Source organism: uncultured Oribacterium sp. (assembly GCF_902481605.1).
Classification (GTDB): Bacteria; Bacillota; Clostridia; order Lachnospirales; family Lachnospiraceae; genus Oribacterium; species Oribacterium sinus.
Window position 1 is genome coordinate 1 of the sequence record NZ_CABSXI010000034.1, and the last position, 22361, is coordinate 22361.

20 protein-coding genes and 1 pseudogene are annotated in these 22361 nt (G+C 44.1%); all 21 read left to right on the plus strand.

Annotated elements, in window-relative coordinates:
• Positions 1-362: 362 nt before the first annotated feature.
• Positions 363-1049 carry a F0F1 ATP synthase subunit A gene (locus RDQ32_RS07095; RefSeq protein ID WP_183684650.1) on the plus strand — a complete coding sequence of 229 codons (687 nt, stop codon included), beginning with the start codon at positions 363-365 and terminating at the stop codon, positions 1047-1049.
• A 60-nt stretch (positions 1050-1109) separates the two neighbouring features.
• Entirely contained in the window at positions 1110-1325 is a 216-nt protein-coding gene (gene atpE, locus RDQ32_RS07100; RefSeq protein ID WP_308579702.1) for an ATP synthase F0 subunit C, read from the plus strand.
• A gap of 33 nt (positions 1326-1358) precedes the next feature.
• Positions 1359-1847 carry an ATP synthase F0 subunit B gene (locus RDQ32_RS07105; RefSeq protein WP_007157400.1) on the plus strand — a complete coding sequence of 163 codons (489 nt, stop codon included), beginning with the start codon at positions 1359-1361 and terminating at the stop codon, positions 1845-1847.
• A gap of 5 nt (positions 1848-1852) precedes the next feature.
• Entirely contained in the window at positions 1853-3874 is a 2022-nt protein-coding gene (atpA, locus tag RDQ32_RS07110) for a F0F1 ATP synthase subunit alpha (protein WP_308579703.1), read from the plus strand.
• 12 nt (positions 3875-3886) lie between these two features.
• The gene (gene atpG / locus RDQ32_RS07115; RefSeq protein WP_308579705.1) at positions 3887-4801 is read left to right on the plus strand and encodes an ATP synthase F1 subunit gamma; all 915 of its coding nucleotides are present in this window, start codon (positions 3887-3889) and stop codon (positions 4799-4801) included.
• Between the two features lie 27 nt (positions 4802-4828).
• Positions 4829-6220, plus strand: a complete 1392-nt coding sequence (gene atpD / locus RDQ32_RS07120; RefSeq protein ID WP_007157397.1) for a F0F1 ATP synthase subunit beta — start codon at positions 4829-4831, stop codon at positions 6218-6220.
• Positions 6221-6230: 10 nt separating this feature from the next.
• A complete protein-coding gene (atpC, locus tag RDQ32_RS07125) occupies positions 6231-6656 on the plus strand; it encodes an ATP synthase F1 subunit epsilon (RefSeq protein WP_183684647.1) in 426 nt (141 codons plus the stop codon).
• Positions 6657-6911: 255 nt separating this feature from the next.
• On the plus strand, positions 6912-7721 hold the full coding sequence (locus tag RDQ32_RS07130) for a hypothetical protein (RefSeq protein WP_308579706.1): 810 nt from the start codon (positions 6912-6914) through the stop codon (positions 7719-7721).
• A gap of 179 nt (positions 7722-7900) precedes the next feature.
• Positions 7901-8383: an Lrp/AsnC family transcriptional regulator gene (locus tag RDQ32_RS07135; protein WP_308579707.1), complete on the plus strand. Its 483-nt coding sequence runs from the start codon at positions 7901-7903 to the stop codon at positions 8381-8383.
• A gap of 53 nt (positions 8384-8436) precedes the next feature.
• On the plus strand, positions 8437-9648 hold the full coding sequence (locus tag RDQ32_RS07140; protein ID WP_308579708.1) for an aminotransferase class I/II-fold pyridoxal phosphate-dependent enzyme: 1212 nt from the start codon (positions 8437-8439) through the stop codon (positions 9646-9648).
• Positions 9635-10945: an alpha-amylase family glycosyl hydrolase gene (locus tag RDQ32_RS07145; RefSeq protein WP_308579709.1), complete on the plus strand. Its 1311-nt coding sequence runs from the start codon at positions 9635-9637 to the stop codon at positions 10943-10945. The genes RDQ32_RS07140 and RDQ32_RS07145 overlap by 14 nt, the downstream gene beginning before the upstream one ends.
• Positions 10946-11160: 215 nt before the next feature.
• Positions 11161-12804 (plus strand): annotated as a pseudogene (glgB, locus tag RDQ32_RS07150) (1,4-alpha-glucan branching protein GlgB); the annotation flags it as partial.
• A gap of 914 nt (positions 12805-13718) precedes the next feature.
• A complete protein-coding gene (locus RDQ32_RS07155; RefSeq protein WP_308579711.1) occupies positions 13719-14888 on the plus strand; it encodes a MalY/PatB family protein in 1170 nt (389 codons plus the stop codon).
• A gap of 18 nt (positions 14889-14906) precedes the next feature.
• Positions 14907-15956, plus strand: coding sequence for a DUF1304 family protein (locus tag RDQ32_RS07160; RefSeq protein ID WP_308579713.1), 1050 nt, complete (start codon positions 14907-14909; stop codon positions 15954-15956).
• 236 nt (positions 15957-16192) lie between these two features.
• Positions 16193-18019 carry a 23S rRNA (uracil(1939)-C(5))-methyltransferase RlmD gene (rlmD, locus tag RDQ32_RS07165; RefSeq protein WP_308579714.1) on the plus strand — a complete coding sequence of 609 codons (1827 nt, stop codon included), beginning with the start codon at positions 16193-16195 and terminating at the stop codon, positions 18017-18019.
• Between the two features lie 18 nt (positions 18020-18037).
• Positions 18038-18322, plus strand: a complete 285-nt coding sequence (locus RDQ32_RS07170) for a CD1845 family protein (RefSeq protein WP_308579715.1) — start codon at positions 18038-18040, stop codon at positions 18320-18322.
• Positions 18323-18405: 83 nt separating this feature from the next.
• Positions 18406-19173: a replication initiator protein A gene (locus tag RDQ32_RS07175; protein WP_308579716.1), complete on the plus strand. Its 768-nt coding sequence runs from the start codon at positions 18406-18408 to the stop codon at positions 19171-19173.
• Entirely contained in the window at positions 19170-20021 is an 852-nt protein-coding gene (locus RDQ32_RS07180) for an ATP-binding protein (RefSeq protein WP_308579718.1), read from the plus strand. The genes RDQ32_RS07175 and RDQ32_RS07180 overlap by 4 nt, the downstream gene beginning before the upstream one ends.
• Positions 20018-20503, plus strand: a complete 486-nt coding sequence (locus RDQ32_RS07185) for a PcfB family protein (RefSeq protein WP_308579720.1) — start codon at positions 20018-20020, stop codon at positions 20501-20503. Before RDQ32_RS07180 ends, RDQ32_RS07185 begins: the two co-directional genes overlap by 4 nt.
• Entirely contained in the window at positions 20500-21231 is a 732-nt protein-coding gene (locus RDQ32_RS07190) for a phage antirepressor KilAC domain-containing protein (RefSeq protein ID WP_308579722.1), read from the plus strand. The genes RDQ32_RS07185 and RDQ32_RS07190 overlap by 4 nt, the downstream gene beginning before the upstream one ends.
• A partial coding sequence (locus RDQ32_RS07195; RefSeq protein ID WP_308579724.1) for a VirD4-like conjugal transfer protein, CD1115 family occupies positions 21221-22361 on the plus strand: 1141 nt, incomplete at its 3' end. The genes RDQ32_RS07190 and RDQ32_RS07195, both read left to right, overlap by 11 nt.

Genomic DNA, 22361 nt, shown 5'->3' on the forward strand with positions numbered 1-22361 from the left:
TGCGCATCCCTTACTTTGCGAAGGATGCACATGCAGAGATAGAATCTCTCATCCCCTTTTGGGATGGGAGATTTTTTATTTACTTTACTTAAAAAAATCATGGTATTTCTATATGAATATCTAATTCCTATAGGAAAAAACTTTGCATATTGTATCCATTATGAAAGAGGAAAATGAAAACATCTTGCACTTTGCTTGTGGGAAATGTAAAATTAGCTTTCGTGAACCTGAGATTGCTGGAGAAAAATGACAAAAAAATAGCATAGAAAATATTTTTAGCTTTATTTTGAAAAATACTTGCAATCACGGAGAGAGTGCCTATAATCTCAAAGGTACTTGAGAGTGAAGAAAGGGGGAAAACCATGGAAAAGCTTGCAGCATCCCTGCTGGAAGAGCTGAATGTGGAGACTGTCTTTACAATTCCGATTTTTGGAGGAATTCCTGTTTCCGAATCTGTTGTGGTGACTTGGATCATCATGGCGGTAATGATATTTGGCGCTTACCTGTTGGGTAGAGATTGCAAGGTTCGTACACCGGGGACGAGACAGCAGATCGCAGAGTTGATTGTGACAAAGCTGGACAAGTTTATGGAAGGCAATCTGGGAGAAGAGGGCAAGCAATACGGTACGTATCTGGCGGTGGTACTGATTTTTATCGGTATAGCCAACCTCTTCGGTGTTTTCGGCTTTAAGCCGCCCACAAAGGACTTTAATGTTCCTGTGGCACTGTCCCTGATGAGCATTATTCTTGTGGAAGTAGCAGGAATTCGTGCCTTCGGTACGGGAGGCTGGGTAAAGCGCTTCGCACAACCTATTCCCATTATGACGCCGATTAATATCCTAGAGGTCTTTATCAGACCATTATCCTTGTGTATGCGTCTTTTTGGAAATGTTTTAGGAGCCTTCGTTATCATGGAACTTGTGGAACTGGTGGTTCCGGTAGGAGTTCCGGCAATCTTGTCTTTGTACTTTGACCTTTTTGACGGTCTGGTACAGGCGTATGTTTTTGTATTTTTGACATCGCTCTATATTGCGGAAGCGGTAGAGTAAAGCGGAGTAGTGTAGGTAGCAGTAAAATAGGTCGCAGAGCGACAGAATGGAGAAAAAATTATGGTAGCATTAGGAGCAGCAATTGCAGCATTGGCATGTCTTGGAGCAGGATTATCCATCGGTTTGGCAACAGGAAAGGCAACAGAGGCGGTAGCCAGACAGCCGGAAGCAAGTTCTAAGATTATGACTATCCTCTTACTTGGTTGTGCTTTGGCCGAGGCAACAGCCATCTACGGTTTCGTTATCGGACTTATGATTATCCTCTTCTTAAAGTAAGGAACAGGTTTTGGAATCGAAGGAGGGAAAACGATGCTTAGTCTCAATCTAAGTAGTATTATTTTTACAGTCATTAATTTATTGGTGCTGGTTTATTTTGTGCATCGCTTTCTGTTTAAACCTGTTCGTGCCGCTTTGAAGGCAAGACAGGACGAACTGGACACTTCTTATCGAGAAGCGGAAGAGGCCAATACAAAGGCCAGAGATTTGAAACAACAGTATGAAGACAGCATGGCAAAGATTGATACGGAACGGCAGGAAAAGTTAGAGGCTGTTCGTTTGCAGGCGTCTTCTGAATACGATGAAATCATCGGAAATGCCAGGGAGAAGGCAGATAAGATTATCGCGGAAGCCAAGATAGAGGCTCAAAGACAGGCTGAACAGAAGCAACATGAAATGGAAGAAGAGGTGGCTATGCTTGTGGCAAAGGCTGCCTATAAGATTGCAGCCAGCAAGGATTCCGTGGAAAACAATCAAAAGCTGTATGATACCTTCCTAGAAGATGCGGAGAAGAAGGAGTAAGGACTATGCTGCAAAAAGTGGTAGAGTATGCAAAACAGCTTTTCAGAATGCGCGTTCCGAAAAGCGTTATAGAGGAGACCAGTCGGATTTTTGAAGTTTTACCGGAGACGGCAGGACAGCTTTCCGACGCCACAATACCTTTGGAAAAGAGAATGTCTATCATCGATAGCATTTTCCCTACGGAAGTTAGGGATACCTTGAAGGTACTGTGCAATGACGGCCTTCTCAGTGCATGGGGTGAGGTGGCAGAGGAGTATGAAAAAATCTCCAATGAAGAATCCACCAAATTAAAAGTACATCTTCGGTATGTAACCAAGCCGGAGGAAGAACAATTAAAGAGAATTCGGGAATTTGTTTATAACAAATATCATTCCCGGAACATTGAAGTCGTATTGGAAGAGGACGAGAGTCTGGGAGGCGGATTTGTCCTGGAGGTAGGCCATGACCAGTACGATTGGAGTACCAAGGGAAGAAGAGAGCAGTTTTTGGAGGAAATGCAGAATAAACGTTTCTCCAACAGCCAGCAGGACATTATCAGTATTTTACAAAGCTCCGTAGAGGATTTTGACTTAAAGGCGGAGAAGAAAGAAATCGGTTTTGTCAGCTCCGTAGGAGACGGTATTGTCATCATCAACGGACTGGATCATGCTATGTACGGAGAAATCGTTGTCTTTGACAACGGTGTTCGGGGTATGGTACAGAACATTGAAAGAAACCGAATCGGTGTTATCCTCTTCGGTGATGAAGAAGGAATCATCGAGGGAAGCAGAGTGGTACGAAGCAACAAGATGGCGGGAATTCCTGTGGGTGATGCTTATCTTGGCCGTGTTGTAGATGCCTTGGGAGCGCCCATTGACGGAGAAGGTCCGATTAACACGAAGGAATATCGCCCCATCGAGGAGCCGGCACCCGGAATCATTGACAGAAAGTCTGTAAATGTTCCTTTACAGACCGGAATTTTAGCCATTGACTCTATGTTCCCCATCGGTAGAGGACAGCGTGAGCTGATCATCGGAGACCGTCAGACCGGAAAGACCTCCATTGCCATAGATACCATCTTGAACCAGAAGGGAAAGGATTGTATCTGTATTTATGTTGCCATTGGACAGAAGGAATCCACCATTGCTTCTTTGGTGGAGAACTTAAAGAAAAATGAGGCGATGAGCTACACCTGTGTGGTAGCGGCTACAGCGGCGGATCCGGCACCGATTCAGTACATTGCCCCCTATGCGGCAACTTCCTTGGCAGAGTACTTTATGTACCAGGGGAGAGATGTACTGATTGTTTATGATGACCTTTCCAAGCATGCGGTGGCCTACCGTGCATTATCTCTTCTTTTGGGAAGAGCACCCGGACGTGAGGCTTATCCCGGAGACGTTTTCTATCTCCATTCCCGTTTGCTGGAGCGTTCCTGCCGTTTGTCCGATGCCTTGGGAGGAGGTAGCATTACCGCCCTTCCGATTATCGAAACTTTGGACGGAGACGTTTCCGCCTATATTCCTACCAACGTTATTTCCATTACCGACGGACAGATCTTCTTAGAGAGTAACCTTTTCTTTGAGGGACAGAGACCTGCGGTAAATGTAGGACTTTCCGTATCCCGTGTGGGTGGTGCAGCCCAGACCAAGGCCATGAAGAAGGCGGCAGGTTCCCTGCGTATCGACTTGGCACAGTATAGAGAAATGGCGGTATTTACTCAGTTCTCTTCGGATTTGGATGAAAGTACCAAGACTCAGCTGGAACAGGGAGCGATTTTAATGGAGCTGTTAAAGCAGCCCCTTGGCCGTCCCCTTTCTTTGGGAGAGCAGGTAGTAACTTTGGTGCTTGCCCTTCATAAAGAATTCCTGGGTACAGCGAAGAAGGATGTGAAGGACTTACAGAATAAAGTTTTGGCCTTCTTTAACGAGCAGGAGGGAGATTTAATCAGGAACATAGAGATTTCCGGCCTTTTGCAGGAAGATATGGAGCAGCGGATTATTCAGCTGTACCATGATTTTCTGAAGAAGGAAGAGGAAAAGCTTTCATAAAGGAGGCAGACCTTGCCTACAACAAGAGAATTACGAGACCGAATCCACAGCATTGATAACACCATGAAGATTACCAATGCCATGTATTTGATTTCCAGTACAAAGATGCGTAAGGCCAGAGCGGGTTTGATGCAAACCGAGCCTTACTTCTATACCCTGCAGTCTATGATGGCCAGAGTTATGCGACATTTGCCGGAGGATTATACCCACCCTTATTTGGATCTTCGAGAGGGCGTAGCCAACGGTCAGGGAACGGTAGCCATTCTCTGTGTGACCGCGGATAAAGGACTGGCAGGAGCTTATAACCACAATGTCATCCGGAAAACGGAAGAGCTTTTAGCGAAGTATCAAAATTATCGGCTTTTTGTGGTAGGAGAGATGGGAAGAAGCTATTTTCACAGTAGAAACATTCCCATTGAAGAGGCCTTTCATTACACCGCCCAGAATCCTACCCTGCACAGAGCCCGTGTGATTACCCGGAAAATGATGGAATTTTTCGAGGATAAGGAGATTGACGAACTGCATATCGTTTTCACCAGAATGAAAAATTCATTGGAAATGGAATGTGAGGAGGAGCAGCTTCTTCCCTTGGATAAGCTTCATCCGGTATTTGTGAAGCTGCCGATTACCGCAAACTATGAGGCCTTTAATATTTTCCCCAGCACGGATGCTTTGATTGACAATGTTATCCCGGACTATATTAACGGTTATATTTACAGTGCTTTGGTGGAGGCCTTTTGTGCAGAGCAACAGGCCAGAATGACCTCCATGGATGCGGCAAACCGAAACGGAAACGAGCTGAAGCAAAAGCTCCGTATTCAGTATAATCGTGCCAGACAGGCTCAGATTACCCAGGAAATCACGGAGATAGCTGCAGGTGCCAAGGCACAGAAGGCGGCCAAAAAGAAAAATAAACAAGAGGTTTAATTTTATAATAGAGAGGAGAAGGGGGAAATGCAGACAGGAAAAATTGTCCAGGTTATGGGACCTGTTGTGGATGTGGAGTTTATGGAAGCCCCGCTTCCCAAGATTAAGACCGCCATGGTGGTAGATAACCACGGCGTAACAGGAACCATGGAGGTAGCTGAGCATTTAGGAGAGAATACCGTCCGTTGCATCATGCTGGCCCCCAGTGAGGGATTGGAAAGAGACATGGAGGTCCGTTCCACAGGAAAGGGTATTTCCGTTCCGGTGGGAGAGCAGACTCTCGGCCGTCTCTTTAACGTATTGGGAGAAACCATTGACGGAAAGGATCCTATTACCGACGGAGAGGAATGGGAAATCCATAGAAAACCGCCTGCTTTTGTGGATCAAAGCCCGGTACAGGAAGTACTGGAAACCGGAATCAAGGTTATCGATCTGATTGCTCCTTATGCAAAGGGGGGAAAGGTCGGTCTTTTCGGAGGAGCCGGAGTAGGAAAAACCGTTCTGATTCAGGAGCTGATTCGAAACGTGGCAACAGAGCACGGCGGATACTCCATTTTCACCGGAGTAGGAGAGCGTTCCCGTGAGGGTAATGACCTCTATATGGAAATGACGGAATCCGGTGTTATTAAGAACACTGCTCTGGTATTCGGACAGATGAACGAGTCTCCCGGAGCCAGAATGCGTGTAGCGGAGACCGGACTTACCATGGCGGAGTATTTCCGTGATGTGCAGAAGAAGGATGTATTGCTCTTTATTGATAATATCTTCCGTTTTGTGCAGGCGGGTTCAGAGGTATCTTCTCTGCTGGGAAGAATGCCTTCCGCGGTAGGATACCAGCCCACCTTGGCTTCCGAAATGGGACAGCTGCAGGAAAGAATCGCCTCCACCAAGGAGGGATCCGTTACCTCCGTACAGGCGGTATACGTTCCGGCGGATGACTTAACCGACCCGGCACCGGCTACCACCTTTGCCCACTTGGATGCCACTACGGTACTTTCCAGAAAGATTGTTGAGCAGGGTATTTATCCGGCGGTGGATCCTTTGGAGTCTTCTTCCCGTATTTTGGAAGAAAGCATTGTGGGAAAAGAGCACTATGACACTGCCCAGAGCGTTTTACAGATTTTACAGAAGTACAAGGAATTACAGGATATTATCGCCATCCTCGGTATGGAAGAGCTTTCCGAGGAAGATAAGCTTTTGGTATATCGTGCCAGAAAGATTCGTAACTTCCTTTCTCAGCCATTCTTCGTGGGAGAACAGTTTACCGGCGTAGCAGGACGCTACGTACCCTTGAAGGAAACCATCGAGGGCTTTAAGGCCATTATCAGCGGAGAGATGGATGATGTGCCGGAGCTGGCGTTCTTCAATGTAGGAAATCTGGAGGACGTAAAGAAGAAGGCAGAGCTCTTAAAGGGCTAAGGAGTTTTCTATGATGCGAGGAAACGGAAACTTATTTAGCGCAAAGGTCATTGCCACCAACAAGGTGTACTATGATGATCGTTTGCTATATCTGAATGTTCGAACACTGGACGGACAAATCGGTTTTATGGCACACCATGCCCCGATTGTAGTAGCGGTGGACATCGGTGTGTTGGACATGCAGAAGCCGGACGGCTCCTGGGAACATGTAGAAGTAGGAAAGGGTATTCTGCAATTTGCCAATAACCGTCTTACCCTTTTGGTGGACACTTTGGAAACCAAGGAAGAGATGGATATCCGAAGAGCGGAAGAGGCCAAGGAAAGGGCGGAGGAAGAGCTTCGCCAGAAGCAGAGCTATCAGGAGTTTAAGAAGTCCCAGGCGGCTTTGGCCAGAGCCTTGGGAAGACTGGAATTCTACAAAAAGACCTATATGTAGAAAGCCGGAATTCTGTTAAAATGCTGTTTTTGTAGCTTGGATTTTTACAAGGAAATCCGCCTATGGAGAGAAGATTCTTCAAATCTCTTGCTTATCCTTTCATTTGGAATTACAATGGCAAGGATTAGGAAAGAAAAGGAGAAACTATGTTTAGTCCAAAACAGAAAAAAACCATTACTACAGTGATCGTTGTCATTTTGATTGCCATGATGGTGCTTACCATGGTATTGCCACCATTGCTTTCGAGAATGTAAAATGAGAAGAGAAAAAATCCTTCTTTTAGGCTACCCCGGACAAAGGGGTAGCCAGTTTTTATGGAAAAAAATACGGGAGACAAAGGATTGTCCCTTTTCTAAAGCTTTTATAGAGGAAGAAGAGGAAAGATTGAGAAGTCTGCCAAGACTCTATTTAAAAGAGACGGCTCATGGGAAGCGAACTGGGGAGGCCGTTAAGACCTTGCCGGAAAGAGGCGGAAATCCACAAAGCTGCCCGGAGTATCCCATCCTTTCTGCGGAAAATATTCTTTTATTTGCAGAGGGAGAAAAGAAGGGGCAAAGTATTCCTCTTTATGAAGAGGATCTGCAATCCAAATGGAATGCAGGAGAGCTTAGCTTAGGAAGTGTGGAAAATCTTTTTCCAAACTGGATTTCCGACTTCGGGATTTCAGAGATCCTACCCCTGGGAAGAGGAGGAATTCTTTCCGGCCTTTGGCAACTTTCCGGAGGCGGCTTTTCCTTTTCCTACGAAAAAATCCCCTTCTTACAGGGGACGATAGAGCTCTGCGAACATTTTCAGATTTCCCCCTATTATCTTTATTCGGGAAATGCCTATCTTCTTCGGCTGGAAGAGGCTGAGGCTTTTTCAGAGCTGGCAAGGGAGAGAGGAATTGTGGCTTCCTGTATCGGCATTTCGGAAGAAGGGAAGAAACGCATGAGAAGGGATGCTCAGGGAGAGTCCTTTTTAACGAAGCGGGAGAGGGACAGCTTGGAGGAGCTGTTTTCTAAATGGGATCTGGAGGAGAGCTTGCCGGCCTTCTTTAGGAAAGAGGATTCCCTTGTATTTTAAGACGAATGCCTTTGTATTTTTAGGAGAATGCCTTTCCCTTGCGGTGCTTTTGGAAATTGAGTACAATAGATTTTCGGGAAAAGAACTTCAGGCTAAGCTTTTCCGCTTGGTAAGGGAAGATTCTGAGAATTTTTATAAAACAGAGATCAAGTCCTATGGAAGGAAAATAAAGGAGAAGCATGAGAGAAAAAATTCTAAGCATCATAGAGAAGAACGCGAAATTGCCTGTAGAGGATTTGGCTGCTCTTTTGGGAGAGGATCCGGAGCAGGTAGGGGCTGAAATTAAAGCTATGGAAAAGGAAGGCGTAATCTGTGCCTACCATACCCTGATTAACTGGGACAGCACCCAGGATGAACGGGTAGATGCCCTTATTGAGGTGAAGGTAACTCCCCAAAGAGGCATGGGCTTTGATAGTATTGCAGAGCGTATTTACCAGTACGAAGAGGTGGATGCTCTGTATCTGATGAGTGGAGCCTTTGACTTTACCGTAATCGTAAAGGGAAGAACCATGAAGGAAGTGGCTAACTTCGTTTCCATGAAGTTGGGACCTATGGAGTCCGTCCTTTCCACAGCCACCCACTTTGTGTTAAAGCGGTACAAGGATCACGGCACCAAGCTGGTGGCGCCGAAGAAGGATGAAAGAATGCAGGTATCTCCATAGCATTATAGAAGTGCCGGCAAGGAATTTTCCAAAGAAGAAATAAGAGAGTGAGCATGAGCGAAAACAAGGAACAGCAACAAATTTTGCCCAGGGAATTAAACCCGGCGATTGTAAATATACGTCCCAGTGGAATCCGGAAGTTTTTTGATATTGTATCGGAAATGAAGGATGCCATTTCTCTTGGCGTGGGAGAACCGGACTTTGATACCCCCTGGCATATTCGGGAAGAGGGAATCCATTCTTTAGAGAAGGGAAGAACCTTTTATTCCTCCAATGCAGGACTGTTGGAGCTTCGAGAAGCCATCTCCGACTACGTGGCCGAAAAGCATCAGCTGCAGTATGACCCGAAAAATGAGGTTATGGTTACCGTAGGAGGTTCGGAGGCCATTGACCTGGCTATGCGTGTCATTTTAGAGCCGGGAGACGAGGTTTTGATTCCGGAGCCCTGCTATGTTTCCTATACTCCCTGTGTAAAAATGGCCTACGGTGTACCGGTGCCCATTGCCCTGGAGGCAAAGGACCAGTTCCGCCTGACCAAGGAAAAGCTGGAGCAGGCTATTACGGAGAAAACAAAAATACTGGTACTCCCCTTCCCCAACAATCCCACCGGAGGCATCATGGAGAAGGAGGATTTGGAAGAGATTGTGCCCTTGATTTTAAAGCATAATCTCTATGTGCTGACCGATGAAATCTACTCCGCCCTTTGCTACAAGGGAGAGCATCATTCCATTATCGAGTTTCCGGGAATGCGGGAAAGAACCGTGTATATCAACGGATTTTCCAAAGCCTATGCCATGACCGGCTGGCGCTTGGGCTATGCCTGCAGCGCGGCACCCATTTTAAAGCAAATGTTGAAGCTTCATCAGTATGCCATCATGTGCGCTCCCACCACTTCCCAGTATTCCGCTGTGGAAGCCATTCGGAACGGAGAAGAGGACGTGCTGAAAATGCGGGATGCTTATAATGAAAGAAGAAGACTCCTCTTGTACCATTTTCAGAAAATGGGCTTGGACTGCTTTGAACCCTTCGGAGCCTTCTATGTTTTTCCTTCTATCAAGAAGTTCGGCCTCAGCAGTGAGGAGTTTGCGGAACGGCTGCTTCGAGAAGAAAAGGTTGCGGTGGTGCCGGGAAATGCCTTCGGAGATTCGGGAGAGGGATTTATTCGTATATCCTATGCCTATTCCATTGAGAATTTAAAGCTGGCTTTAGAAAGAATAGAGCGTTTTGTGAAGAAATTACAGGAGAGCAATCATGGCCTGGTATGATGGCGCAATTTTTTATCAAATCCTGCCGGGGGCGGTGCTTTCCACCCTTTCCGGGAATGAGAACAGAAATATCAAGGAATTAGAGGAATACCTCCCCTATTTAAAGGTATTAGGCTGTGACGGCATTATCCTGGGACCGGTGTTTTCCAAGAACCCCTTGCAGTACGGCACGGGTGACTTTCGTCAGATTCGGGAATGGTTGGGAACGGAAGAAGAGTTTCGAGGCTTTGTGGAGGATGCCCATGGGATGGGAATTCGCATTGTCTTGGATGTGGCCTTCCCCTTTTGTGACAGAAGCTTTTTCGCTTTCCAAGATTTGCAGGAAAAGGGAGAAGCCTCCCCGTATTGTAATTGGTTTTTGGATTTAGACTTTTCAAAGAGTTCCCCCATGGGGGATTCCTTTTCCTATCAATCCTTTAGAAATATGCCGGAACATCCCTTGTTCAATCTGGATAATGAGGAGCTTCGGCGTTACCTTGTGGAACAGGTAAAGCACTGGATTTCCGCCTATGATATTGACGGTCTGCGTCTGGCCTACAGTGAAGCGGTAGATATTCATTTTCAAAAATCCCTCCGCTACTTCAGCAGTCAAATGAAGCCGGAGTTTTTCCTTTTGGGGGAGCAGTTTATCGGAGAGCTGACCAGAGCAATCAATACGGAAACCTTACAATCTCTGGCCAATCAGGAGCTTTATCAGGGGCTTTGCCAAGCCTTTAATGAGAAGAATTTCTATGATTTGGCTCAGAGAATCGGAAAAAACCAAGAGCTTACAAAGCAAATGCAGCTCTTTCTGGAAAGTCCCAATACCCATAGAATTGCCACGGTCTTAGAAGAGGAAAAAAATCTTTGGGGAATCTATATGGCGCTTTTCACCTTGCCGGGAAGACCTACTCTGTATTATGGAGGAGAATATGCTTTGGCGGGAAAAAGAAGGGAAAAGGAGGGAGAAATTCTTGCTCCGAAGTTCACTCTGTCCCAATATAAGCCGGATGCCTTTACCAGCTATATTGCGAAGCTGGCGGAGATTCACGGGAAGAACTCGGAGTTGCAAATCGGAGAATTTAAAGAGGTTTATCTGGATCATAGACTCTATGCCTATCTTCGATTGGACGGAAACAGCGCCGTGCTTACGGTGTTGAACAATGACAGCATGGATCAATATATTACCTTAACCCTTCCCAAGAAGGCGAGCATTGCCTTTGACCTGATGACCACGGAGCCGGTGGAGCTGACAGAGGAAGGGAATATCAAGGTTTTCTGTGAAGCTCACGGAGGAAGAATCATTAAGTTAAAATAATAGGTTCAGATTGAGAGTGGAGGGAAATTTTGCCCTCCATTTTCTTTGTAAAACAATAAAATAAGAGGACAAAAGCCCTGAAAATAAGGTATACTAAGAAGATAAACAAAGAGCATGATTCTCATCTGCGGATGGAAAGAGCTTATGTGTGGAAGCTGGGTATTTCATGGCTAAAGATGATTCCCATCTGCGGATGGAAAGAGGAGGAGAGTTCTATGGAAGGTTTTCTTTCAGAGTTAGACCGGTATCTTTTTGGAAACGGAAGGCATTATAAAATTTATGAGAAGATGGGGGCTCATCCTGCTTGCTTTGAAGGGCAGGAGGGAATCCATTTCGCGGTTTGGGCTCCCCATGCCAGGAGAGTGTCTATCGTTTGTGACCGAAACGGCTGGGATCCGGAGAGGAATCCCATGCTTCCCTTAGAAAGTACAGGCATTTATGAAGGCTTTTATCCCGGAATGGGAGTGGGAGAGCTTTATAAATATGCCATTTTGACAGAGGCGGGAGAGTGGATTTATAAGGCGGATCCTTATGCCTTTGCAGCGGAATTCAGACCGGGAACCGCCTCCATTACAGCAGACCTTTCTGATTTTCCCTGGGCAGACGGAAAATGGATGGAAGAGCGAAAGAAGAGAAATCCGGAAGAATCTCCCCTGTCCGTGTATGAAGTACATTTGGGCTCCTGGAAACGTTGCAACCGTCCGGAAAATAACGGTTTTATCAATTACATCGAAGCGGGAGAACAGCTGGCAGAGTATTGCAACTATATGGGCTATACCCATGTGGAATTGATGGGCATTGCGGAGCATCCCTTTGACGGCTCCTGGGGTTATCAGGTAACCGGCTATTATGCCCCCACCTCCCGATATGGCAATCCCAGACAGTTTATGGAGATGGTTAACATTTTGCATCAGCACGGTATCGGAGTGATTTTAGACTGGGTTCCCGCACATTTTCCTAAGGATGCCCACGGACTGGCGGACTTTGATGGAACCGCCTGCTATGAGCATCCGGACAGTAGACTGGGAGAGCACCCGGACTGGGGCACCAAGGTCTTTAACTATGAGAAGACAGAGGTGCAGAATTTCCTCATTGGCAATGCCCTCTATTGGTACGACATGTATCATATTGATGGCTTACGAGTGGATGCGGTGGCTTCCATGCTGTATCTGGATTACGGCAGAAAAGACGGAGAATGGCTTCCCAATATCTACGGAGGAAACGGCAATCTGGCAGCCATCGAGTTCTTTAAGCATTTAAATTCCATTATCCGAAAGAGAGAGGACGGCACCGTAATTATTGCGGAGGAGTCCACTGCCTGGCCGGATATTACCAAGTCTCCGGATGAGGGGGGCTTAGGCTTCCACTTCAAATGGAATATGGGATGGATGCATGACTTCCTGAGCTACATGAAGGAAGATCCCATGTATCGAAACTACCACCATAATCAGCTGACCTTCGGCATGAGCTATGCCTATTCGGAGAAGTTCATTCTGGTGCTCTCCCATGACGAGGTGGTACACCTAAAGCGATCCATGATTGAGAAAATGCCGGGAAGCCGGGAACAGAAGTTTCGGAACCTTAAGGCGGCATACTTCTTTATGATTGGCCACGCCGGAAAGAAGCTGCTCTTTATGGGACAGGATTTCGGGCAATACCGAGAGTGGAACGAGGATTGCTCCATTGACTGGCATTTGTTGGAAGAGAAGGAGAACCGTTCCTTACATTCCTTCCTACGAGATCTTTTACAACTATACAAGAGCTATCCTGCCCTTTATGAGGCGGACTATCTTTATGAAGGCTTCTCCTGGGTAAATGCGGACGATGCCAGCCGTTCTATTTATAGCTTTATTCGTAACCCGAAAAACCATCTGCCCCATTTCGGAAAGCCGGGAGTTCAGAATAGCGCCCTGGCGGCAGTGGCAACAGAGGGTAAGGCCGTTTTAGAAAACGGCAATATAGCTTTAGAGGGCGGCAAGGACGCTTCTGCTACAAATTCGAAAGAACATCGGGAAAGCCTGCTCTTCGTGGTGAATATGACTCCTATGGATCACGAAGAATACTGGGTAGGTATGCCGAAAGCCAAGGAAGCAAGACTGATTCTTACAGAAGAAGGGCTTTGCAAGGAGGAAAAATACTACCCCGTGGTCAAGGGAGAATGTGACGGAAGAGACTATCACATTGCCTACCCCTTAAAGGGCTTCGGCTGTGCATTATTTGCCTTTACAGAGGAAACTGAGGATTCCTGTGCCAACGCTCTTTCTCAGGAAAAAGAGGAAAAGCTTCAAGTTTCCGAGGAAAAGCCGGAAGGACAGCAGGAGAAAAAAGAAAGCTCTAAGGTGGCGGAAAAGACAGCAGAGAAGACAGCAGAGAAGACAGCAGAGAAGACAGCAGAAAAGACAGCAGAGAAGACAGCAGAAAAGACAGCAGAGAAGCCGGCAGAAAAGGCAGTAGAGAAAATAGCAGAAAAAAATGCCGAGAAAACAGCAGAAAAAACTATAGAGAAAAATACTGAGAAAGTAGCAGAGAAAACTGCGGAATACTTCAGCGAAGTCAGAGTTCGGGAGGAAGCCGGCTGAAGGAAAGTCTGGAAGAGAGTGAAAGCCCGACTAAGGGCAGCTCTTTTTCGGAAGAAATAAAGTGAAAAGCAGCTTTAAGGGATTAAGATAAATTGTCCGGATGACAAGGCTAAACTGCTTAATCAAGGATTAGAATAGTCTGAAAGACAAGCTATTACAACACTACTAGGATCACTAAGAAAGGAAGTAAGCCAATGCAATACAATTTTGATGAAGTAATCGATAGAAAGGGAACGCGCTGTGCAAAGTATGACGAGCGAATCAAAAAGTTCGGTACAGAGGACTTGATTCCCCTTTGGATTGCGGATATGGACTTTAAAACAGCCCAGCCCATTATCGATGCCTGCAAAAGGCGGGCGGAAGAAGGAATTTTTGGCTACACTTCCAGACCGGATTCCTATTTTGAGGCAGTACAGAACTGGGAAAAAGAACGCTATGACTGGTGCCCGGATACTGCATTGATGTCCTGGTCCTTAGGGGTGGTGCAGAGCCTTACCGCTATTGTCCGTACCTTTTCCCATGTGGATGATAAAATCCTGATTCAAAGTCCGGTTTACACAGAATTCTGGGATATTCCGGACATGGCCGGCAGAAAGGTTTTGGCCAATGCCTTAGTGGAAAAGGAAGACAGATGGCAGGTGGATTTTGCAGACTTTGAAGAGAAGGCAAAGGAAGCCAAGATTTTCATTCTTTGTAATCCCCATAATCCGCTGGGACTGGTTTGGGAAAAAGAAGAACTGCAGAAAATGATTGAAATCTGCCATAAGCATCATGTGCTGGTGGTTTCCGATGAAATTCACTCTGACCTTATCTTCCATGGGAAGAAGCATTTGCGCGCTGCAACCGTTTCTCCCTTGGCAAAGGAAACGGTGATTACCTGCGTATCTTTAAGCAAGACCTTTAACTTGGCAGGTTTGCAGGCTTCCACCACCATTTTCCCCAATCAAGAACTGAAGAAGGATTTCGACCTGTTCTGGACCAGAATGGATATCCACAGAAACAATGCCTTTTCTTCCGTGGCTATGGAAGCGGCTTACCGCGAGGGCGGAGAATGGCTTTCCCAGCTCCTGTCGTACTTGGAGGCAAACCTAAGCTTTGTGGAAGACTTTGTTAATCGGGAGATTCCAAAACTTAAGGTGCATGTGCCGGATGCCACCTATCTGATGCTCTTGGATTGTCGAGGCTTAGGCATGAATGATAAGGAACTGAATGATTTTATGGTGCATAAGGCAAAAATCGGTCTAAATGCCGGCGTATCCTTCGGAAAGGAAATTTCCGGATTTATGCGTCTGAATGTAGCCTGCTCCCGAAAGCTTTTGGAACAGGGCTTGATTCAGCTTCGGGATGCGGTGGCAAGCTTATAAAAGGGTTAAAGAAACGGAATGGTGAAAGGAAGAGGCAAAAAGAAAAAGGGAGTTTTCTCCTTTTTTCAAGGGAAAAAAGCGAAGAGGCAGCAGGGCAGAACTGCTTCCTTTATGGAAGGCATCCAGCTTTTTTCCGCCTTCTTCCTTCTCTTTCTTTTCGGGATTTTTTTATTCCGAAAAGCCCATCAGACCCAATGGTATTTTCCGGCTTCCGTCCTAAAGCACCAGGCCGCTATGGAGCGGGTAGCCAAAGAAAAGGGACTGGAAGAGGACTTGGATGTGCTCTTTGCCATTATGACAGTGGAATCCCACGGCAAATTAAAGGATGTGATGCAGTCCAGCGAGTCCAAGGGTCTGCCGGTAAATACATTGGATACGGATGCCTCCATTGAGCAAGGGTTAAAGTATTATAAGGATTTAAAGGAAAAGGCAAGGGCATTGGGACTGGAGGAAAAAGCAGTAATTCAGGCCTATAATTACGGCCCCGGCTTTTTGTATTATGTGGAGAAAAACGGAGGCAAATACACCGATGCATTGGCAGAGGAATTTGCCAAAAACATGGCGAAAGGGAAGACGATAAAATACAGCCACCCCATTGCCAAAAAAGAAAATGGCGGTTATCGCTATCTCTACGGCAATATGTTTTACGCCAGAGTAGTAGAAGAAACCTTACAGTTTCATAGGGAGAAAAATAAGATGGAAATCACCACAGTCCAGAAAATCCTGATGAGTGCTACGGCAGGATTGTTTTTATACATCATGCTTTTGGAAACCTTTATGACCGACAGCGACAGCACTTCCCGGGTTTTCAAAATGTCGGTTCGAGAATTACGAAATAAAAATATCAATACTCTATTTAAAAACCAGGGGATTTATAACGGCCTGCTGGGCTTGGCTTTACTTTACGGCGTTTACAGTCCCGGTGCCAATGTGGAGCTTTGCCTTGTGTTATGCAGTATCATGTTTTTGGTGGCGGTATACGGAGCCATCAGCTCGGATAAGATGATTCTTCTGAAACAGGGAACCCTGCCCTTCTTAAGTTTAGTAAGCTTGATTTTAAAGTGGTAGAGAAAGAGGAATTGGATTCTTTGTACAGAGGGAATTGAACAGAGCTTTTTTGTACAGAGAGAATTGAACAGAGCTTTTTATAGTACAGAGAGAATTGGACGGCGCTTACGTCCATAGGGAGGAAAGTATGCTGATTATTTTTGCGATTTTTGGAGTGGCAATAGGGATTAGTCTTTTCATGGGATTATCAAGAAAAAATAGGTAAAAGCCATGGAAATGTTTGCAGGAGGAAAATAGTGTCCGAAAAAAATATATCCGAAAAAACGAAGTTAAAAAATAAAGAGCATTCTCTCCAAAAGAATGATTTGATTAGGCTGGAAATTACAGATCTGACAGAAGAGGGCCAGGGCGTCGGAAAAAAAGACGGCTTGGTTTTTTTCGTGAAAGACAGTGTGATGGGAGACCTGGTAGAGGCCAGGATTTTAAAGGCAAAGAAGAATTATGCTTATGCCAAGGTGGAGAAGCTTCTGGAAGCATCCCCTTACCGCATCACACCCCTCTGTCCTGTAGCGGGAAAATGCGGAGGCTGTCAGCTACAACATTTGTCCTATGAAAAAGAGCTGGCATGGAAAGAAGATAGAATAGCCCAAAGCCTGATTCGCATTGCCGGACTTTCTCCGGAGGAAGTAGAGAGCAAAAAAGAGGGAATTCTGGGCGGAGTGCTTTCACGCTATCGGAATAAAGCCCAGTATCCAGTGCAGAACGGGATGAAAATCCGAGAGGAAAAAACAGTATCCGGAAGAGCTTTTGCAGAAAGAAAGAAGGGTTCGGAGAATGAACAGGAAAGTTATGATTCTTTGCGCATGGGCTTCTACGGCTTTCATAGCCACCGCATTATCGAAACCGAGGACTGCCTGATTAACAGCGCAGAGAATCCTTTGATTTTAAACTGTATCAAAGACTGGGCAAGGGAATATAAGATTTCCGGCTATGAGGAGGAAACAGGAAAAGGTTTGCTTCGCCACATTTTCCTAAGAAAGGGCTTTTCAACAGGAGAAATCCTGCTTTGCCTTGTGTTAAACGGAAAGAGCCTGCCCCATGGAAAAGAGCTGTGGGAGCGCTTGCAGGACTTGTCTTTTAGTGTTGAGGAAAGCGGACAAGTTCAAGGAAGTATTGTCGGTCTTTGCGTGAATATCAACGAAGGTAGGGGCAATGCCATTTTAGGAAGAGAAACCCGTTGCCTTTACGGAAAAGACAATATAGAGGATAAAATCGGGGAGCTTAGCTTCTCTATTTCCGTGCCTTCATTTTATCAGGTGAATCCTGCCCAGACCGAGAAAATCTATGGGAAAGCTCTTGAATATGCAGCCCTTACTGGAGAAGAAACCGTTTGGGATTGCTACTGCGGAATCGGTACCATTTCCCTATTTCTTGCCCAAAAGGCCAAGCAGGTTTACGGACTGGAAATCGTTCCGGAAGCCATTGAGAATGCTAAGAAAAATGCGGAAAAGAACGGTCTCCATAATACAGAATTCTATGTGGGAGCCGCAGAGGAAGTCCTTCCCGAGTGGGTGGAAGGACAGAAGAGAGAAGGCAAGGATGTGGGAAATCTGGTAGATGTGGTTTCCCTGGATCCCCCCAGAAAAGGCTGTGATGAAGCTTGTCTTTCCGCTGTATTGGAATTAAGCCCGAAACGTATTGTCTATGTGAGCTGTGACACAGGAAGTCTGGCGAGAGATATTAAGTATCTAAGAGAAGGTGGATATACGCTGGAGAAATGGGTGGGAATTGATAACTTCCCGAGGACGGGGCATGTTGAGACGGTAGCACTTTTGTCCAAACTCGATGTCGATAAGCACATAAGTGTTGAAATTGAGCTGGATGAGCTGGATTTGACAAGTGCTGAAAGTAAGGCGTCTTATGCACAAATTAAGGAATATATATTAGAAAAATTTGATTTAAAGGTTTCGACACTCTATATTGCACAGATTAAAAAGAAGTGTGGAATTGTACTGAGGGAGAATTATAATAAATCGAAAAAAGAGAAACAGGTTATTCCACAATGCACACCGGAAAAAGAGGAAGCTATCATGGATGCTTTAAGGCATTTTAAAATGATTTAATAGAAATGGAGGGTATTTATGAGATGGATAATAAAAATAATCTTGTTCCCAATCAGTTTGCTGTTAAGCATTTTGACTGCCTTTCTGACATTCTTGCTTAGCGTAGGAACAGCAATCCTATATTTGCTTATGCTGATGTGTGTATTTGTTGCCATAGGCTCGTTCTTTATGCTACACGATGCAAAAGCAGCAATAGAAGCACTTATCCTTGGATTTTTACTAAGTCCTTACGGAATACCGATGATCGGAGCTGTAATCATAGCGTTTCTACAAGGAATCAATGAAGCGATAAAATCAATCTAAAAAATTTCATAAAAATGGTTATGGGAGGCGATAGAGAAAATCTATCGTCTTTTTCTTTACGAAAAATCAAGGAAGGAGGAATTATGGACTTTGACTATTTCTATAACAGGGAAGCAGAGAGATTTAACTTTCTAAAAGTGCCTGAAATATTGGTAGATGGGGAAGAATTTAAGGGATTATCGGCAGAAGCAATCATACTCTATTCCATGCTTTTGAAACGGACAGGAATGTCCTTTAAGAATAACTGGATAGACAAAGAAGGCAGAGTATTCATCTACTTCACAGTCGAAGAAATTATGAAAAGAAGAAATCTCTCAAAACCTACGGCAATAAAAATATTGGATGAACTTGATGTCAAAAAAGGCATTGGACTGATTGAAAGAGTAAGACTTGGACTTGGAAAGCCGAACATCATTTATGTAAAAGACTTTATGAGTATATCGGAAGTAAAAGAAACTGACCTCTTGAAGTTAAAAACTTTTACTTCAGAAGTAAAAAATATTGACCTCAGAAGTAAAGAAAATGAACTTCAGGAAGTAAAAACTCTTTACCCTAACTATATAGATAATAATAAGAGTGAGTATAGTAAGAGAGATTTTATGAAGCTCGGCACATTTCAAAATGTGTTTTTAACAGATGAAGATGTATCAGAATTGCAAATCACGATGAACGGACAGCTTGATAACTATATCGAAAGACTATCCGCATACAGCAAAAGCACTGGAAAGACCTATAAAGACCATAAGGCAACAATCCTTTCATGGTTTTATAAGGATCAGGGAAACAAGAAAGCGGATAAAACATCCAATATCCCGACATGGGAAGAATATGACAAAGGAGAGCATTTATGATGAGTGAGATGGAAAAAATAATGATTGAGGATACCGAGTATTTCTACGATCCGGAAAGAGAATATATCAAAGACGGACACGCCTATTGCAAGAACTGTCATGAAAGAAAAGACGGAAAAGCCTTAGAGATGCTTGGTAAAAAGAGAATCTACAAAGTTTCCTGCAAGTGCGACAGAGACAGAGAAGCCAAACAAAAGGCAAGAGAAAAGCAGATGGAGATTGAGCGATTAAAAAGAAGTTGCTTTGCCTCCCTTATTCAGTGGACATACACTTTTAAAAACTATCAAGGAGAAGAAAATCAGAGCCTTACCATTGCAAAAAACTTTGTAAAAGAGTATGAGGAGATGAAAAAAGAAAATATCGGACTTCTCTTTTACGGCTCGGTAGGAAGTGGAAAAACATATCTTGCCTGCTCCATTGCAAATAGCCTTATTGAGCAGTATCAAATCAGTGTGAAAATCAGAAACTTTGCTCAGATAATCAACAATCTTCAAAAAAGCGGATTTGATTTTGATAAAAATGAGTATATCGAATCGCTTGTGAATACTTCCGTTCTCATTTTAGATGACTTGGGAATAGAAAGAGATACAAGCTATGCCAAAGAACAGGTCTATAACATTGTCAATAACAGATACCTGAAACAAAAACCGACCATATTTACAACCAATCTTTCCTACGACACCATTTCAAACTGCACGGAAAGTGTGGAATATCAGCGTATCTACTCAAGGATTATTGAGATGTGTATTCCGGTGATGGTTGTCGGAGAAGATTACAGAAAGATGATTCAAAAAGAAAAGCTAAACCGAAATAAAGAACGATTACTAAACGGAGGTGATAGAAGTTGATTAACGAAGAAATTGCAAGAAAGACACTAAGTCTTGAGGTTAAGGCTGCCAAAGTAACCGGAAAACTTCTTTTAACGCTATTGAAAAAACTGATGAAAGAAGCGAAAAAACTGGGAGGACTTGAAAAACTCGTTAAAGTAAACGGAAATGAAGTCAAGCTCAAAGATATGGCGAAAAAAGGACATCTTGAAGAAATACCGGTAGAAGAAGCGGAACTGAAAGAACTGAAAAAAGAGCTGAACAAATACGGGGTTAAGTTTTCGGTTATGAAAGATAAGGAAACAGGCAAATACGCTGTATTTTTCCAAGCCAAAGATATGAAAATGATGGAGAAAGCCTTTAAAAATGCTCTTGCAAGCTCAGAAAGAAAAACGGAACAGAAAGAATCCATTCGTAAAAATATCGAGAAGTTTAAAGAGATGGCAAAAAATACTGTTTCTAAGGATAAAGTTAAGAATAAACAGAAGGAGCAGAGCCTATGAGCAGCTTGATAACATTTGAAAATATGGAATTTGGGAAACTCACTGTAATGGAAAAAGACGGTGAGTTTTTCTTTATCGGAAAAGAAGTAGCTGAAAAGCTTGGATATTCTAATACGAGAGATGCACTGGTAAGACACATTGCGGAAGAAGATAAGGGAGTCGTGAAACACGACACCCTTGGTGGTAGACAGTCATTTACGATAATTAACGAGTCCGGTCTTTACTCTCTTATCCTATCTTCTAAATTACCACAGGCAAAAGAATTTAAAAGATGGGTAACCACAGAGGTGTTGCCGAGCATTCGCAAAAATGGCGGGTATCTCAAAAACCAAGAAAATATGAGCAATGAAGAAATATTGGCAAATGCGGTACTCCTTGCCAATCACCTGATTGCTGAAAAAGAAAAAATCATAGAGGATTTAGAGCCGAAAGCCAAGTATTTTGATGAACTGGTGAATAACCATCTGCTTACTAATTTCAGAAATACAGCAAAAGAGCTGCATATTTCTCAGAAAGCCTTTATTCAGTTTCTGCTGGATCAAAAGCTGATTTATCGGGATAAGAAAAATAGACTTCTACCCTATGCCAAGAACAACAAAGGATATTTTGAAGTAAAGGAATGGTGCAAAGAAGGGAGTGAAGCGGTCGGAATACAGACCTTTGTAACACCGAAAGGCAGGAACTACATATTACTTTTGATTGGAGGTGAAAAGACTCGTGATAGATAAAATATTAAAGGACATGAAAGGCTTGTTCAAAGTGCAAGATAAGGCAAGGTTTGTAAAACAAAACATTCCCTATCTTGCATTTTTCTATGTAGGCAACATCTTCTCTCATCATGTGAGAAGCTATATCGGTGGTGATGTCATAGATAAGATATTTCAGGGGATATTAGAGCTTAATACCATGAGTTTTATCCCAAGCATACATCTTATTGATATACTGGTAGGAATCGTTGTTGCTGCTATAATTAAATTCATTATCTATACCAAAGGCAAAAATGCGAAAAAGTTTAGACAAGGGAAAGAGTATGGTTCAGCAAGATGGGGAAATAAAAAAGACATCGAGCCGTACATGGATGAAAAGTTTCAAAACAATATCTTGCTCACTCAAACAGAACGATTAACCATGAACGGCAGACCGTCTAATCCAAAGTATGCAAGAAATAAGAATGTACTTGTTATAGGAGGATCAGGCTCCGGCAAGACTCGATTTTTTGTAAAACCCAACCTTATGCAAATGCACAGCAGTTATTGTGTAACCGATCCGAAAGGAACGATAGTCCTTGAGTGTGGCAAGATGCTTGAAGATAACGGATATGAGATAAAAATCTTAAATACCATCAACTTTAAAAAGTCTATGAGATACAATCCGTTCGCTTATCTTAGAAGTGAAAAAGACATACTCAAATTAGTGCAAACCATCATTGCAAATACCAAGGGCGAGGGAGAAAAGGCAGGTGAGGATTTTTGGGTTAAAGCTGAAAAACTCTACTATACGGCTTTGATAGGCTACATCTTCTATGAAGCTCCAAGAGAAGAAAAGAACTTTGCAACCCTTCTTGATATGATAGACGCTTCAGAAGTAAGAGAAGATGATGAAACCTACATGAATCCGATTGATAGACTCTTTGAAGCACTGGAAAAGAAAGAACCGACACACTTTGCGGTGAAGCAATATAAAAAGTACAAATTGGCAGCCGGAAAAACAGCGAAAAGTATATTGATTAGCTGTGGTGCAAGGCTGGCTCCCTTTGATATTCAGGAACTACGGGATTTGATGAAAGAGGACGAACTGGAACTGGATACTCTTGGAGATAGAAAGACCGCCCTCTTTGTTATTATCTCCGATACCGATG

Excerpts from the sequence above, each read along its gene's own strand:
- RDQ32_RS07095 (WP_183684650.1), top strand. The coding sequence starts at position 363 with ATGGAAAAGCTTGCAGCATCCCTGCTGGAAGAGCTGAATGTGGAGACT.
- atpE (WP_308579702.1), top strand. The coding sequence starts at position 1,110 with ATGGTAGCATTAGGAGCAGCAATTGCAGCATTGGCATGTCTTGGAGCA.
- RDQ32_RS07105 (WP_007157400.1), top strand. The coding sequence starts at position 1,359 with ATGCTTAGTCTCAATCTAAGTAGTATTATTTTTACAGTCATTAATTTA.
- atpA (WP_308579703.1), top strand. The coding sequence starts at position 1,853 with ATGCTGCAAAAAGTGGTAGAGTATGCAAAACAGCTTTTCAGAATGCGC.
- atpD (WP_007157397.1), top strand. The coding sequence starts at position 4,829 with ATGCAGACAGGAAAAATTGTCCAGGTTATGGGACCTGTTGTGGATGTG.
- atpC (WP_183684647.1), top strand. The coding sequence starts at position 6,231 with ATGATGCGAGGAAACGGAAACTTATTTAGCGCAAAGGTCATTGCCACC.
- RDQ32_RS07130 (WP_308579706.1), top strand. The coding sequence starts at position 6,912 with ATGAGAAGAGAAAAAATCCTTCTTTTAGGCTACCCCGGACAAAGGGGT.
- RDQ32_RS07135 (WP_308579707.1), top strand. The coding sequence starts at position 7,901 with ATGAGAGAAAAAATTCTAAGCATCATAGAGAAGAACGCGAAATTGCCT.
- RDQ32_RS07140 (WP_308579708.1), top strand. The coding sequence starts at position 8,437 with ATGAGCGAAAACAAGGAACAGCAACAAATTTTGCCCAGGGAATTAAAC.
- RDQ32_RS07145 (WP_308579709.1), top strand. The coding sequence starts at position 9,635 with ATGGCCTGGTATGATGGCGCAATTTTTTATCAAATCCTGCCGGGGGCG.
- RDQ32_RS07155 (WP_308579711.1), top strand. The coding sequence starts at position 13,719 with ATGCAATACAATTTTGATGAAGTAATCGATAGAAAGGGAACGCGCTGT.
- RDQ32_RS07160 (WP_308579713.1), top strand. The coding sequence starts at position 14,907 with ATGGTGAAAGGAAGAGGCAAAAAGAAAAAGGGAGTTTTCTCCTTTTTT.
- RDQ32_RS07170 (WP_308579715.1), top strand. The coding sequence starts at position 18,038 with ATGAGATGGATAATAAAAATAATCTTGTTCCCAATCAGTTTGCTGTTA.
- RDQ32_RS07175 (WP_308579716.1), top strand. The coding sequence starts at position 18,406 with ATGGACTTTGACTATTTCTATAACAGGGAAGCAGAGAGATTTAACTTT.
- RDQ32_RS07180 (WP_308579718.1), top strand. The coding sequence starts at position 19,170 with ATGATGAGTGAGATGGAAAAAATAATGATTGAGGATACCGAGTATTTC.
- RDQ32_RS07190 (WP_308579722.1), top strand. The coding sequence starts at position 20,500 with ATGAGCAGCTTGATAACATTTGAAAATATGGAATTTGGGAAACTCACT.